Origin of the sequence: Mycoplasma sp. 3341, from assembly GCF_051549855.1 — a bacterium.
Classification (GTDB): Bacteria; Bacillota_I; Bacilli_A; order Mycoplasmatales; family Metamycoplasmataceae; genus Metamycoplasma.
In genome coordinates this window covers 501,394-517,023 of sequence record NZ_CP196080.1, presented here as the reverse complement: position 1 = coordinate 517,023, position 15,630 = coordinate 501,394, and the positions used below count along the sequence as shown (strand labels likewise).

The window sequence follows — 15,630 nt, the reverse complement described above, 5'->3', positions numbered from 1 at the left end:
AAAAAATAAACAAAAATAGATTTTTCAATCTATTTCTTTAAATTTTATTCTTTTTTAAAACCTTTTTTGAAAAAACCAGTAGGTTTTTGGATAAGTTCAAAACTAGTAATTTGGTGTTTTTTCATTCTTGAACTTATCACTAAATTGGTAATAATTTTATGAACTACACACACTGGAATAATTATTGCTACTAAACCATACGCGTAGGCATTAAGTATTGAATATTTAGCAAAGTTAGTCATTAAGTTAAATACTTCAGCAATGTTTGATACGTATGTTACTAGCAGTAAAAATCCAATTGAAAAGATAACAGAACTGTAAACTTTTCAGTATTTTAATGGGTTTAAGCAAATAATTGGTTTTCTAGACATTAGTGTCAATGTATTAAATGTTGCACCAATTCCTAGAATGATGAAGGCTACAGTAGAACCGGCATTTACGAATTCTGAACCATGACCATTTTTTAGCGCTCAACTAGCTCCTAATCAGTAACCTATGACTGATAGTGAACCCATAAAAATTCCTTGTCAGATTGTATTAATACCGATTCCACGAGCAAAGATAGATTCATGTTTTGAATATGGACGTCGGTTCATATAATTTTCATTATTTTCTTGCAATCCAAGTGCTATTCCTGGAAAACCGTGAGTAAATAAGTTAATTCACAATAATTGAGTAGCTGATAGAACAAAGAAATCTGATCCAGCAACTTCTGAACTGTATTTATTAATTTCATTTTTGAAAACTAAGCGGAAAATGATTAGTCCAAAGAAAACTAAAACAATTTCAGCAACAGATGTAATAAGTAAAGACTGAATGACATTCTTAATTCTTTGGTAAATTGAGCGTCCATTTTTAACAGCTTCAACCACAGTTGCAAAGTTATCATCTACTAAGATCAAGTCGGCAGCTTCTTTTGAAACTTCAGTACCAGTAATTCCCATTGCACAACCAATATCACTGGCTTTTAAAGCAGGAGCATCATTAACTCCGTCTCCTGTCATGGCAACTACTTGATCTTTTTGTTGTCACATCTTAACAATTCTAATTTTATCCTTTGGAGCAACACGAGCATAAACCGAAATGTTTTGAATTTCATTTAAAAGCTCTTCATCACTCATTTTTTCAAGTTGTACACCATTAACTGTGATGTCACCTTCTTGGTAAATTCCTAGTTCATGAGCAATTGCTTTTGCGGTTACTAAATTGTCACCAGTAATCATAATTGGTTTAATTCCAGCTTTTTTACAGATAGCAATTGCTTCTTTTGAAGATTCTCTTGGTGGGTCAATCATTGCTACCATTCCACCAAAAATTAAATCATTTTCAATACTTTGCTCTGATAGTAAGTCAATATTTTCAGCTTCTTTTTTATTTAAAGGACGCATTCCTAAAGCTAGAACACGATAACCTTGTTTAGCTCATTGTTCGTTAATTTTGTGTAGTTCATCTAGATTTGACTTGTCTTGTAGAGCATTGAAAATTTGTTCTGGTGCTCCCTTTACAATAACTACTTTCTGATTGTCGATTTCATTAATAGTAGACATTAATTTTCTATCGCTATCAAATGGGAATGATTTAACTCTTGGATATAAAGAACGAATTTGATCAACTGTTTGATTATTTAATTTTTTTAGTGAGTGAAGTAAAGCAGTTTCAGTCGGATCTCCAACTTCTTTTAGCTCATCGTTTTCATAAAAAACATTAGCATCAGTACATAAAGCAAACAAAATTGCTGTTTTTTGAAAATCTTTCTGATTATTCTCACTCATGAACTGATTGTTTCAGTAACTTACAACAGTCATTTTGTTTTGAGTCAAAGTTCCTGTTTTGTCAGAACATATAACTGCAGTTGACCCAAGTGTTTCTACTGCCATAAGACTTTTTACAATTGCTTTTCGTTTTGCCATTGAGCGAACGCTCAATGAAAGAATAATAGTTGTGAAGGCAACTAATCCTTCAGGAATTGCAGCTACAGCAAGTGAAATTGAGTTAACTAGGCTTGAAGATCAAAAACTAGTTTTATCAAAACCTTGGTGTCCAACTGCTTGGAATATTATTTGCATAATGAATGAAACTACAAACAATATAATTCCACCAAACCCAAAAACTTTTCCTAGTTTGTTAATTTTGATTTGCAATGGAGTTAATGAGTTTTCTTGTTCAGATATTAGAGTAGAAATATTTCCGATTTGAGTTTGTTGACCAACTTCAGTAACTAGAACTACTCCTCTTCCTGTTGCAACGGCGGAAGAAGAGAAAACTTTAAAGTCTTGATCTGCGATTGGTAAGCTCAAGTCTCGAGTAGCTTTTGCATCTTTTTGACTTGCAGTAGATTCTCCAGTTAGAGAAGATTCAATACAGCTTAGATTTGTACTTTCAAGTAGCAAACCATCAGCTCCAACAATATCTCCGGATTCAATAATTAAAATATCACCAACAACAATGTCTTCGGCTTTAATGTTTTGTAAAATTCCGTTTCGAATTACTTTCGACATTAAGGGAGACATATTTTTTAAGGATTCAACAGCTTTTTGACTTTTTATTTCTTGTACTGTTCCTACTATTGCATTTGTCATTACAACAAATAAAATGATGAATGGTTCAACAAAAGAAACCACTAGTGAGGTTTGTCAGTTTCATTTTGTGTGTACCCCTTCGAAAATTGCAAGTGCAAAGGCGATAACGGTAGCAACAAGTAACAAAATAACCATTAAATCTTTAAATTGTTCCAAATAAACAATAAGTCAGTGCTTTTTCTTTGCTTCTTTCAAACTATTTTTACCAAAGAGTTCACGACTTTTAGCAACTTCAGCATCGTTTAAACCTTTAGCAATATCATTTTTAGAAAAGTATTCTTTTGAGTCCATTTTCCTCCTTAAAATAGTGCTTATCTAATATTATAAATATTAACATACAAAACAAAAAAAGCACAATTTTAATTTTTTGTGTCTAAAAAATATAAAATATTTTTTATGAATACAAAAAACCTAAATTATTTTATTTTTGACCTAGATGGGACTTTGTTAACGAAAGAAAAACAAATTGACCCTAGAACATTAAATACTATCAAGGAGTTAAAAAAACACGGAAAAAAATTCTCACTTAATACAGGGAGAACACCTTTTCTATCTTTAAAATTTATGGATCAAATTGAGCCTGATTTTCCTTGCTCTTTCTGCAATGGAGCACTAATTTATGACTGAAAAAATAAGTCTTTCATTTCTAAACATGCGATTCCATTAAGTGATGCAACGAAAGCATTCAATATTCTTTGAAAAGAAAAATCAACTATTTTAGTTTATACTCAGGATTCAATTTATTACAAACACTTCAATGAGCAAAGTAAATGAGTAAATTTCATTAAAAAAACTAATGATGCTGTTGAAAAGGAATATCGTGCCAAAGTTTTAGAAATTGACTTAAATACTTTCAAACTAAGTGACCATGAAATTTACAAAATCATTTGCATCAGTGATGAAGTATTGGGAAGTATTGAAGAAATTAAAAAAGAACTAAATGAATTGCAAGACTGCTACCCACTACAATCTAACTCAGCAATTTTAGATATAATTCCTAAAAACATCGATAAAGGTACTGGTTTACAATACTTGATTGATAACAATTATGTAAAAAAATCGGAAACCGTTGTTTTTGGTGACGAAAACAACGACTTACCAATGTTTGAGGTCAGTGACTATTCAGTAGCATTAGGGCAAGCAAGAGATGTTATCAAACAACAAGCAACTTTTGTTACTGAGTCAAATGATGATAATGGAATTGGAATCTTTTTAGAAAAAACCATTTAAGGAGCAAGTATGAAAATATATTTAGCTAAAAAATATTCACCTTTTTACACTCTTACAATGGAAGAGTTGTTAGTTAAAGATGATTCTAATACCGAAGATATTATTTACTTTTACCAACATGAAAATGCAGTTATTATTGGACGTAATCAAAATGTCTATGAAGAAGTTAAAATCGATGAATTAAACAAAAATAATGTTGAACTTTACCGTCGTTTAAGTGGTGGTGGAGCTGTTTATCATGACCTAGGAAATGTTAACTTTAGTTTCATTACAAAACGCGAAAACGGACAAAGTTACGAACAATTTTTACAGCCAATTTTAGAATTTTTAAAATCTTTAGGTGTTAATGCTTATTTCAAAGGACGTAACGATTTAGTTATTGATGGACTTAAATTTTCAGGAAACTCACAATTTATTTACAAAGACAAAATTGTGCACCATGGAACATTACTTTTCGACGCTAATTTAGAAAAAGTTGGAAACTATTTAATTCCTTCGAAATTAAAAATGCAATCTAAAGGAATTAAAAGCGCAAGACAAAGAGTTACAAATATTATTGACACATTACCAAATAAAATTGACGTTAAAGAATTTGTATCAAGACTTGTAAGCTTCTTCGAACATAAACATAATGTTAAAGTTGAAGATCTACCTGCTAAATACGAACAAGAAATGCTTAAATTAGCAGAATATCGTCACTCAGATGAATGAGTATTTAAAAAACAATTCCCATTCAGTGTTATCAATGAAGCAAAATGAGATGGTGGAATTTTAAAAGTAAAATATTCAGTAAAAGAAAACGTTTTTGAACACATTCGTCTAGAAGGTGACTACTTATCATTAACAGATCATGATGAAGTTGAAAAACAACTAACTGGAAGCGAATATAAAAAAGAAGTGACAAGAAAAATTCTTGAATCATTTGATAATTTCAGTGAAATGTTTGGAACACTAACCATTGACGAAATTATAACAACTATTTATGGAGAATAATAACTGACTAAATATTCAGATACTCAATGAAAATGTTCATTGCTATGTAGAAAATAATAACCGTGCTAAAAAAGTTTTATTTGTGCACGGTTTTAATTCTTCATTAAATATTTGAAAAGCATTCATTGATACTGAACGTGATTATGATATTGCTATGCTAGATTTGCCTGGGTGTGGGTTCACTACTGCTTGCAATCAAATAACTATTGAATACAATCAAAAAATTGTTGCTGAATTTGTTCGTAAAATTGGCTATGAGGATTGCTTAGTTGTGAGTCACTCAATGGGAGCATGCATTGCTTTATATCTCTTAGAAAATAACTTAGCAAAATATGGAATTCTGTCTTCACCTTTCAATTACAAAACAAATTTCTTCACTTCTGAATGAGCTAAAAACTTTTTCAAATCTACAAACTCATTTCTATCCTTAGCAAAAGCAAATAAAAATAGTGACAAAAATAATACTTTATCACTTACAAAAATCACTAAAAATTTAGTGAAAAAAACTTCAGCTTTGATAGGTGCGAGTAATAAATTCGCTTACTTAGTAAGTACTCAGCTAATGAACAAAAAATACACATCTAACAAAATAAAAGAATTGTACGAAAATGTACACAATTACATGTTGATTACCGGTTCAATTGACACTTGTATTCAAAAAGATGATGTTGAAAATGTAGCTAAAGAACAAGGTGTCGAAATTATTGTTTTTGATAATATAAACCATGGTTTTTGGCAACAGATCAATAGTAAACAATTTCAAGACATTGAAAAATTAATAGATGAAAAATTAAATCAGATACAAAAAATAAGCCGACAGCTTTAACTAAGAAAGCAATTGTCGGCTTTTTATTACTTTTAGTGTAAGTATGCTAACGGATCATTAATGTCAAGCATGTGTGGTTCTTCATCTAAACCTTTTAGATACTCAGGATCAACATATTTTTTGTCAACTACACATTGGAAGTTTCATTCTTTGAATCACTCATTTGACATACTGAACATACCTTTATCAGCGATGTCGTCACCTCATGAGTTTTCAACTTTTCATTTGATTACTTTACCATTTTCATCTAAATCAACTCCAACAAAATTCATTAAGTGAGTTGGAAGACTCATATGATAATTTAGTCTTTGTGCTTTAGTTGTGTAGATATTGGCTACAACATCTTCAAATTTGTATAACTCTTGATCCATAATCCCAAGTTTACGATCATGAAATTTTGAAACGTCACAAGCAAATGGAACACTAATGTTGTCTAAAATTGATAATTTTGTAGCTTTAACTAATTCTTCAATTGGTACATTTAATTGGTTGTTTCCAACAGCTTCATAAACACTTCTAAAGTATTTTGAACTTAAAACTTTTCCGTATGGGTGCTCTGGACGTGGATCATTAACAAGACACACTTTGTTTTTCAGTGAATCACCAATAGTCAAGTCAAAGAATTCTTTTGGAGTTGTGTTTAATATTTGTTGAAATTTCTTGTCCTTGTCATAGTATTTGTAGTCAAAAGTTTTTGGTGGAATACCCAAACTTATGGCGCAGATTGAGTAAATTTCACTCATTGTCTTTTCTTTTAATTCATAAAGTTTTTCAACATTGTGATTCTTTTGTCAGTTTTGTCTTAACTCCATTGCTGCTTGTTTTAGTTTTGAATTTAGAACGAACATTAAAGTATCAGTGTTTTGGGCTTCAAATACATCTGGCATTACTGATTTTGGCACAATTCCATATTTATTAATAAGAGCTAAGAATCATTCTCAGAACCCACCATCGTCTGCCGGACCATCCATTAGTTTAACAAACAATGTATCATTGAAGTCAAGCTCTAAACCATATTCAATAAAGTTTTGTAAAAATGTATTTGATTTTTCGATTTTGTCATAAAAAAGTAAGAAACTTTGACTAAATTCAATGTCTTCGATGTTGAGCTTTTTAGCAGCATTAATTCTTTCCATATTTAATGAAGCAAAAATTCAGCATCTTCCTGAATGTTTTTGATTCGTTACTGCCCCTGAATTAATAACACTTGAAAACACGTGATTGTGTTTGATTTTTACTTCATTATTGAAACTTACTTCTTTAATTCCGTTTTTTGTAACAGCATTTATTAGTGTTTTATTAAAGTTATTTTTAACAAAATCGGCTTCAAATTTTGTTAGTAATTCTTGAGTTATTTCTTTTTTCATAATTACGCTAGAGGGTCTCAAGGTTCGACAATAATAGGATCCTCTTCTAATCCTTTCAAATATTTTTCGCTTACAAATTCTTTATCTACAATCACTTCGAAAACGTAGTCATCAAATCACTTATCTGACATTGAAAAAATTCCTTTTTTAGCAAGATCTCCGCCCCAAGAATTTTCTACTTTTCAGTTTTTGGTTGTGTCATTTTCAATGTCTACACCAGTCAAAGTCATTGCGTGGTTGAGTGAAATCAGTCCTGTTGCAAATTTTTGTGCTTTTGTTAACTGTGAAATTTTTATTCCCATTGCGTCATAATTGTAAATTTCAGAATCAAAAATTCCTAGTTTTCTATCAACCATTTGACTAACATCACACCCGAATCAAACCGCTTTATTAGCTAGCAATGATTTTTTAGCTGCAAGTTTCAGTTCTTCAATTGGAACATTTAGAGCTTTGTTTAAACTTCCTTCAACAGCGGTACGGAAATATTTTGCCTCAATCATTTTTCCATAAGGATAAATTTCTCTAGGATCTGAAATAAGGGTAATTTTTTGACTCAATTCATCCTTAAGAAATTTTTCATAGAAACTCATTGGTGTCATATCTTTTAGACGATGAAATTTTTTATCTTTGTCATAGTACTCAAAATCAAATTCATAAGGAGGAATTCCGAAAGCTTGAGCACAAATACTGTAAACTTGGTCTAAAGTTTGAATTCTAATTTTATCTAAATCAGCCTTTTTGTTGTTTGCATATTCTTGACGCATTTTTAAAGCGGCCATAATGACTACATTATTCAATAACTCACTTACTTTGTCAGTTGCTTCAGAACTAATTGTTTCTGGCATTACTTGTTTTGGAACTGCTCCATATTTGTGAACCAAACTCTCTCATCAAGCATAATAACCACCATCCCCAACTGGATCTTGTAAGAATCTTTGCATCAGGCGATCATTAAGATCCAGTTCTAAACCATAAGCCATAATGTTAGTTAAGAAAGTGTTAGCTTTTTCTACTTTTTCTCAAAAATTGAAGTAGTTTTCACTAAATTCAAAGTTTTCAATGTTTAGTTTCTCAATGCTTTGAACCCTTGCCATATTCAAAGAAGCAAAAATTCAACATCTTCCAGATTGTTTTTGGTTAGTTATATCTCCAGTCTTTAATTCGTGACTGAAAACATGGGGATGACGAGCAATAACATCATTATTGTAAACTGTGTTATTAATTCCGTTTTTGATTATCGAATGACTCAAAACATTCAAATTTTTGTTGCTTTTGAAATTATTTTTTCATTTATTTAACAATTCTCAGTCAATCATATTAGTACCCCATTGCTTCTTCATATTCATCTAAGTTTCCGTAGAATAAGAAACTTTCATTATTTTTAACTTCTAAAATCACATTAGCTGCTTCTTTAACTAACCCCCGGTTGTATGTGGTGAAAATAGTTCCAGATTTATATTTTTGAATAGCTTCAACAAGCGAGTCAATGCTTTCTGAGTCCAAGTGGTCAGTAGGTTGGTCAAAAACTAAGAAATTACTTTCTTCTAACATTAGTTTTGAAAACATTAATCTTGCTTTTTCTCCCCCAGATGTTACTTTTACTTTTTTAAATACTGAATCATTCGAAAATAGCATTCTTCCTAAGTAAGCACGCATACGGTGATCTGAATTATCCTTAGTTTCTTGTGTCGAATTGTTTAGTGGTCATTGACTAATTCACTCCAAAATAGTCATATCATTTTGGAAAAATTTTTCGTTGTTGTTCGGGAAGTAGTTAGGAGTAATAGTAATTCCCCAGTTTACTGTACCACTAGTTGGTTTCTCAAGCCCCATAATGATTTCTAGTAATTTGGTTTTAGCAATGTCATCGTCACCAATGATTGCCATTTTTTCACCAGGTTTCAAGGTAAATGAAACATTTTGGAAAAGTGTTTCGCCCTTATCATTAATGTAACTTAAATTTTCAACTTCTAAAATTTGTTTACCAGGTGCACGGTTAAGATCGAAGTTGATAAATGGATATTTACGCGATGAAGGTTTAATTTCGTCAATGACAATTTTTTCTAAAGCTTTCTTACGGCTTGTTGCTTGACGACTTTTTGAAGCATTAGCACTAAAACGAGCAATGAATTCTTTTAATTTAGCTGCTTGCTCTTCTTTTTTTAGATTAGCTTGTTTTTGCATTTCCATGATCAATTGACTTGATTGTTTTCAAAAACTATAGTTACCAGTGAATAATCTAGCTTCGTTAAAATCGATATCAACTGTGTGGGTACACACAGCATCTAAAAAGTCACTATCGTGGCTAACAACAATAACTATGTTTTCATAATCAATTAAAAAGTTTTCTAATCATTTGATTGTTTTTAAGTCAAGGTGGTTAGTAGGTTCATCCATTATTAGAATGTCTGGATTGCCAAATAAAGCCTTAGCAATCAATACTTTAACCTTTTCATTAGCTTTTAGCTTAGCCATTGGCATGGTTCATTTTTCTTTATCAATTCCTAAGCCAGATAGTAAGGTTTGGGCATCATTTTCAGCATTTCATCCACCCATTTCACCAAATTTTTCTTCCAAAACGCTAGCTCTTTCATAATCTTCCTTCGAAGCTTCAGGATTAGCATAAATGGCATTTTTCTCTTCTTGAATTTTGTATAAATCTTGATTACCCATAATAACAACTTCGGTAACAATAAAATCGTCAAACTCATTTTGATTTTGACTCAATACTGAAAGACGAGAACCTTTTGATTTAATAATTTCTCCGCTACTTTGTTCTTCTTGTCCTGCTAGGATTTTTAGAAATGTACTTTTTCCGACTCCATTTGCCCCAATTATTCCGTAAGTGTTCCCAGGTAAAAACTTCAAATTAACATTTTGAAACAGTTTTTTATCACTGAAAATTTTGCTTAAATTTTGTACTTCTAACATAAAACCTCCATTTAATGTATAACATTAACAATTTTACAACAATTGCAAATTTTAGGCCAAATAATATTATTTACGTGTTTCACAATAGATTATTTTTGTGTCTTTTTTCAGTCTCTTGAATATTCTTTTGTTTACTTTATGACCTTAAGAAAGCAATTGTGTAAATTCTGTAGTCTTTTTTTATAAAATATTAAGCATAAATATTTTTAAACTCATGTTTAATTAATTTTTTTTGACTATTGGAGACACATTATGGAAAGAAAATTTTCAGAACAAGAACTTGTCCGTCGTGAAAAAATTGCACAATTGCAAAAACTAAATAAACCAGCATTTAGTTTAGCGATCAAAGCAAGTCACAACTGTGGACAAATCCATGAACAATTTGATTCATTCGACCGCGAACAACTAGAACAAAAAAACGTAATAGTTTCAGTAAACGGACGTCTAATTGCTAAGCGTGGGCCTTTTTTGGTGCTTCAAGACAGAGAAAACACAGTGCAACTTTACATTGATAAAAAATCACTATCTGAAGTACAAAACGAAGTTCTAAAATTAGTCGATTTAGGAGACATCTTACATGCTGAAGGGTTAGTTTCAAAAACTCACACTAATGAAATTATGGTTAAGGTTGCTAAGTTTGAATTGCTAACTAAAGCTCTAAGACCATTGCCAGATAAATTCCATGGATTAGTTGATCAAGAAGAAAGATACCGTCGTCGTTATGTTGATTTAACAGTTAACAAAGATACGAAAAGAACATTCATTTTACGTTCAAAAATTATTGCTTCTGTGCGTCGTTTCTTTGACTCAAACGGCTATTTGGAAGTTGATACACCAGTTCTTCAACCAATTTTGGGTGGAGCAGCTGCTAGACCTTTCACTACATACTACAATGCTTTATCAAGTGATTTTTATTTACGTATTGCAACAGAATTACCACTTAAAAAATGTTTAGTAGGTGGACTAGAAAGAGTTTACGAAATAGGTCGTATTTTTAGAAATGAAGGAGTTGACACAACTCACAATCCTGAATTTACATCTATAGAATTCTATGAAGCACACTCGAACATGGAAGGAATGATGGAACGTTGCGAACAACTATTCAATTACTTGGCTAACGTTTTAGGATTTGAAACAGTAAATTTTGGTGGTCAAACTATTTCATTTAAAGCACCATTCAAACGCATTAATATGGTGGATGCTGTGAGTGAAAAAGTAGGATTAGATGTAAGAAAACTAAATGACCAAGAAGCTGTTGAACTTGCTAAAAAACATGGAATTAAAGTTGAAAAATATTTCAAATTAGGACACGTAATTAACGAATTGTTTGAAAAATATGTAGAAGAAACATTGATTCAACCAACATTTGTGTGAGGACACCCAATTGAAATTTCACCTTTAGCTGCTAAAATGCCTGAGGATGAACGTTTCACATTAAGAGCAGAATTATTCATCAACAAAAAAGAATTCGCTAACATGTTTACTGAGCTAACTGACCCAATTGACCAATTAGAACGTTTTGAATCACAATTAGAAGAACGTGAAGCAGGAAACGACGAAGCTAACGAAATTGACTGAGACTTTGTCGAAGCTTTAGAATATGGAATGCCTCCTGCTGGTGGATGTGGAATCGGAATAGATCGCTTAGTAATGTTACTAACTGAAAATGAATCAATTCGTGAAGTTTTATTATTCCCACAATTGAAAAATTTACCTAACCATGAATAATATTCAAGTGCCCAAATGGCACTTTTTATTTTCTGTTGCCAACAAGGTTTTTGTATAATTCAAGACATGAAAAAAACTAGAGTTATCCTTGCTGGAACTATTGATTTCAGTGCCAAAATTTTTTCTCATTTTATTAATAACGAAAAATATGAGGTTGTAGCAATCGTTTCACAACCGAATCGTCAATTTGACAGAAAAAAACAACTTTTGGATACATCAACTGCAAGCCTTGCTAAACAAAACGCTATCAAGTTATACCAACCTGAAAAAATTGGCGAAATTTATGATGAATTGTCTTCGTTGGACTATGATTTTTTGATTACTGCTGCTTTTGGACAATATATTCCTGAAAAAGTTCTTAAGTTAGCGAAAATAGCATCAATAAATGTGCATGGTTCATTGCTAGAGAAATATCGTGGAGCAGCTCCTATTCAACATGCGCTGTTGAATGGAGATAAGCAAACTGGAGTAACACTAATTTATATGACTAAAGCAATGGATGCTGGTGACATGATTGCACAAGTTTGCTTTGATATCGAAGAAAATGACACTGCTTTAGAGCTTTATGAAAAAATGGCTGATCACACAACAAAGAATATTGATAATTGACTGAATGATTTAATTCAAGGTTCAAATGAAGCAGTAGTTCAAGACGAAGCAAAAGTTACTTGAGCACCAAAAATAGAAAATCACGAAGCCGAAATTCTGCCAGCTGATTCTATTGATAAAGCGCTAGCAAAAATTAAAGCTTTTAATGACCAACCAGGAGCATTTATAGTTGAAAATGGAAAGAGAATAAAAATTTTCCGAGCAACTAAGAAAAAGGTTTCTACTCCTATGAAAATAAGTATTAACAGTGAGTGATTGTACTTAATTGAATATCAAATAGAGGGGAAAAAACGTGTCAAACAAAACGTTTAGTTTCAATGACTTTTTAGAGCAAGAGCAAAAGCAAGAATATTTTGTCAAAATTGCAAATAATTTGAATCAAATCGAAGATGAAAAACTAGCTCCATCAAAAGACAACATTTTTAAATGCTTTGACTTGGATTTTGAAAATCTTAAAGTCATAATACTAGGTCAGGACCCTTATTTTACCAAGGGAGTTGCGGATGGTTTAGCTTTTAGTTCCAGCAGTAACAAACGACCACCTTCATTAAATAATATTTTCAAAGAAATTAAAAATTCATATCCTGATTCAGCCTTTTTGACCAATAATCTAATAAATTGACGCAATCAAGGAGTTCTTTTGCTTAATACAACATTAACTGCTGAAATTGGTAAGGCTTTGTCGCACAAAGACTGAAATTGAAACATTTTTACTGCCAAGACTCTTAGTGAAATTTGTAAAAGACACAAAAATTTAGTGTTTTTAGTTTTTGGTAATTACGCCAAAAATTTCTTAATCAAGAACAATTTGATTCTCAAAGACAATTTTTACTTGTTCACTTCTCATCCTTCAGGATTAAGCGCTTATAGAGGTTTTTTGGGTTCTAATGTTTTCAAAAAATGTAATGACATATTGACTAGTTTAAACAAAACAACTATTGATTGATCTACTAAGTAACTGCGATAATACAGTTATTTTTTTCTTTTCGAAAAGTTTTAAGAGATTGCATTAAAATTTATTCTATGAATAAACTAAACATAAAAGAAACACAATTTGCTATCGAAAAACTTAAAGACATTTTTTCTCATAACTTACGTAAAGAACTAAATTTAACAAGAGTATCTGCTCCATTATTTTTAGCCAAAAATAGTGGATTAAACGACACATTAAATGGTGAAAAAGCAGTAGCATTTTTTGCTAAAAATTTTGAATACGAATTAGAAGTTGTTCACTCACTTGCAAAGTGAAAGAGACATGCTCTTAATCGTTATGATTTTCATGTTGGAGAAGGTATTTATACTGACATGAATGCAATCAGAAGAGAGGAAATTTTAGATTCCTTACATTCATTTTATGTCGACCAATGAGACTGAGAGAAAGTTATTGGCGAAGATCAATACAATATCAAGTACCTTAAAAAAGTAGTTGAAACAATTTACAAGTGTCTAAAAAACACTGAAAAAGCAATCAATCGTTTATATCCGGTTTTGGAACAAAAATTACCCAAAAAGATAACATTTATCACTTCTCAGCAACTATACAGCCTTTATCCAAATTTAGATCCAGGACAAAGAGAATATGAATTTATTAAAAAACACAAGGCTGCGTTTATTAGTCAAATAGGGTATGATTTGCCAGACAAACAACCACACTCGAAACGGGCAAAAGATTACGACAATTGATTATTGAATGGTGATATTGTGGTCTACGATGCAACTAACGATCAAGCACTAGAATTGAGTAGTATGGGAATCAGAGTAGATGCAGAATCAATACAACGACAATATCAATTAAGTAAAGAAGAAATTAAAGCAATCAGTCCTTATCATGCCAAAATTATTGATAAAACTTTACCGCTTACAGTAGGTGGAGGTATTGGTCAAAGTAGAATAGCAATGTTTCTTTTAGAAAAGCACCACATTGGAGAAGTACAAGTAAGTGTTTGAGATGATGAAACGGAAGCTCAAGCAATTATGCGTAAAATTCCACTTTTATAGGAGGTTGAAATGTTGAAAAACTATACTAATAAATTACCTAAAAACAAAAAAGTTTTGCAGGCTGTATATAAAAATGGCACTGCTCCAGAATTTATTTCACGCATCAATGATAAAGTGACTTACGATAATGCCAACAAAAAATATTACGTTTATTTAGACAAAATTAAGAATTATGTTGAATTAAGAAAAGCGGTCGATAAAATCATAAATTCTGACTATGAATTTGATGTTATTGACTTAGACTCTTTTGTGAATGAAAAAATATCAAATGAAGACGTTTTAACTGCTTTTTACACACGTTATCCATTTTTTAAAGAAAATATTTACAATGTAAAAACTGAAAAAACCAAATCTTTCAAATATCCTACATTGGTTATGAGTGATGCCAAATATCGTTCTTTAGTAAAAGAGTTATTGATTATCAGTGAAAATGTAACAAGAACTCGTGACTTACAAATCACCCCGCCAAATGTATGTAATAGTGAATGATTGGCTGACTATATAGTTGAGGATTTTAGAAATCTAGAAAATGTTGAAGTACAAGTTTTAGGAAGAAAAGAAATCGAAGATCTCGGAATGGGTCTAATGTTGAGTGTTAATCGCGGATCAACTTTTGAACCACGAGTTGTAGTAATTAATTACACAGGAAATACTAAAAAGACGCAAAGAATGGCTTTTGTTGGTAAAGGAATTACTTTTGACACTGGTGGAGTTAACACTAAAGGATATTTCATGGAAGGTATGAAATATGATATGTCAGGAAGTGTAATTGCTGCTTATGCTTTAAAATCAATAGCACAACTAAAACTAAAAGTAAATGCCAGTGCAGTGATGATGATTACAGATAACAGATTAGATGGTGATGCTTCACTACCTGAAAACGTGTATGTTTCAATGTCTAAGAAAACTGTTGAAATAGTTGATACTGATGCTGAAGGTCGTTTGGTTTTAGCAGATGGTAATACTTATGCAAAAGATGTTTTAAAAGCAAACTTGATTGTGGATGTGGCTACTCTAACTGGTTCAATGGTAAGAGCCTTAGGTTCAGTTTATAGTGGAATTTATTCAACTAGTGATGAAAATTGATTGCTTTTTGCGCAAGCGTCACAAATTGCAAGAGAAAAAGTTTGAAGAATGCCTTTACATGAAGATTTTCATAAATATAATCAAGAATCAAAAGTAGCTGATCTATTAAACTGTTCAAATGACACACCAAGTGATAGCAATACAGCTGCAATGTTTTTAAAAGAATTTGTTGACGATGTTGATTTTATTCATTGTGACGTAGCAGGAACTGCTGACAGAAAACAAATTCCGCAGGGTGAATTGGTCGCAACACTAACATATTTCGCAAAATTGAGAGGTTAAA

General features: G+C 31.4%; 12 protein-coding genes. 8 read left to right on the top strand and 4 right to left on the bottom strand.

What is annotated here, in order from left to right; all coding sequences use genetic code 4:
• Positions 1 to 44 precede the first annotated feature (44 nt).
• Positions 45 to 2,870 (bottom strand): cation-translocating P-type ATPase, encoded by a 2,826-nt coding sequence (locus tag ACSH40_RS02400; RefSeq protein WP_438341403.1) that lies wholly within the window; start codon positions 2,868 to 2,870, stop codon positions 45 to 47.
• A gap of 105 nt (positions 2,871 to 2,975) precedes the next feature.
• Here ACSH40_RS02400 and ACSH40_RS02395 point away from each other — a divergent pair, with 105 nt between their 5' ends.
• From ACSH40_RS02395 to ACSH40_RS02385, 3 genes are read left to right on the top strand one after another with little or no spacing between them, the layout of a single operon-like run.
• Positions 2,976 to 3,809 carry an HAD family hydrolase gene (locus ACSH40_RS02395; protein WP_438341402.1) on the top strand — a complete coding sequence of 278 codons (834 nt, stop codon included), beginning with the start codon at positions 2,976 to 2,978 and terminating at the stop codon, positions 3,807 to 3,809.
• 9 nt (positions 3,810 to 3,818) lie between these two features.
• On the top strand, positions 3,819 to 4,802 hold the full coding sequence (locus tag ACSH40_RS02390) for a lipoate--protein ligase (protein ID WP_438341401.1): 984 nt from the start codon (positions 3,819 to 3,821) through the stop codon (positions 4,800 to 4,802).
• Positions 4,792 to 5,628, top strand: a complete 837-nt coding sequence (locus ACSH40_RS02385; RefSeq protein ID WP_438341400.1) for an alpha/beta fold hydrolase — start codon at positions 4,792 to 4,794, stop codon at positions 5,626 to 5,628. The genes ACSH40_RS02390 and ACSH40_RS02385 overlap by 11 nt, the downstream gene beginning before the upstream one ends.
• 32 nt (positions 5,629 to 5,660) lie before the next feature.
• Here the strand turns inward: ACSH40_RS02385 and ACSH40_RS02380 are convergent, their stop codons facing one another.
• The 3 genes from ACSH40_RS02380 to ACSH40_RS02370 are packed head-to-tail and all read right to left on the bottom strand — an operon-like array spanning position 5,661 to position 9,926.
• Complete coding sequence (locus ACSH40_RS02380; RefSeq protein WP_438341399.1) at positions 5,661 to 6,995, bottom strand: C1 family peptidase; 1,335 nt, start codon at positions 6,993 to 6,995, stop codon at positions 5,661 to 5,663.
• 2 nt (positions 6,996 to 6,997) lie between these two features.
• On the bottom strand, positions 6,998 to 8,335 hold the full coding sequence (locus tag ACSH40_RS02375; protein ID WP_438341398.1) for a C1 family peptidase: 1,338 nt from the start codon (positions 8,333 to 8,335) through the stop codon (positions 6,998 to 7,000).
• On the bottom strand, positions 8,313 to 9,926 hold the full coding sequence (locus ACSH40_RS02370) for an ABC-F family ATP-binding cassette domain-containing protein (RefSeq protein WP_438341397.1): 1,614 nt from the start codon (positions 9,924 to 9,926) through the stop codon (positions 8,313 to 8,315). The genes ACSH40_RS02375 and ACSH40_RS02370 overlap by 23 nt, the downstream gene beginning before the upstream one ends.
• 252 nt (positions 9,927 to 10,178) lie before the next feature.
• Between ACSH40_RS02370 and lysS the strand changes: the two genes are divergently transcribed.
• From lysS to ACSH40_RS02345, 5 genes are all read left to right on the top strand, one after another.
• The gene (lysS, locus tag ACSH40_RS02365; RefSeq protein WP_438341396.1) at positions 10,179 to 11,654 is read left to right on the top strand and encodes a lysine--tRNA ligase; all 1,476 of its coding nucleotides are present in this window, start codon (positions 10,179 to 10,181) and stop codon (positions 11,652 to 11,654) included.
• A gap of 66 nt (positions 11,655 to 11,720) precedes the next feature.
• Entirely contained in the window at positions 11,721 to 12,575 is an 855-nt protein-coding gene (fmt, locus tag ACSH40_RS02360; protein WP_438341395.1) for a methionyl-tRNA formyltransferase, read from the top strand.
• Positions 12,556 to 13,221 carry a uracil-DNA glycosylase gene (locus tag ACSH40_RS02355; RefSeq protein ID WP_438341394.1) on the top strand — a complete coding sequence of 222 codons (666 nt, stop codon included), beginning with the start codon at positions 12,556 to 12,558 and terminating at the stop codon, positions 13,219 to 13,221. Before fmt ends, ACSH40_RS02355 begins: the two co-directional genes overlap by 20 nt.
• A 65-nt stretch (positions 13,222 to 13,286) precedes the next feature.
• Entirely contained in the window at positions 13,287 to 14,261 is a 975-nt protein-coding gene (asnA, locus tag ACSH40_RS02350) for an aspartate--ammonia ligase (protein WP_438341393.1), read from the top strand.
• A 9-nt stretch (positions 14,262 to 14,270) separates the two neighbouring features.
• Positions 14,271 to 15,629: a M17 family metallopeptidase gene (locus ACSH40_RS02345; RefSeq protein WP_438341392.1), complete on the top strand. Its 1,359-nt coding sequence runs from the start codon at positions 14,271 to 14,273 to the stop codon at positions 15,627 to 15,629.
• Position 15,630 lies beyond the last annotated feature (1 nt).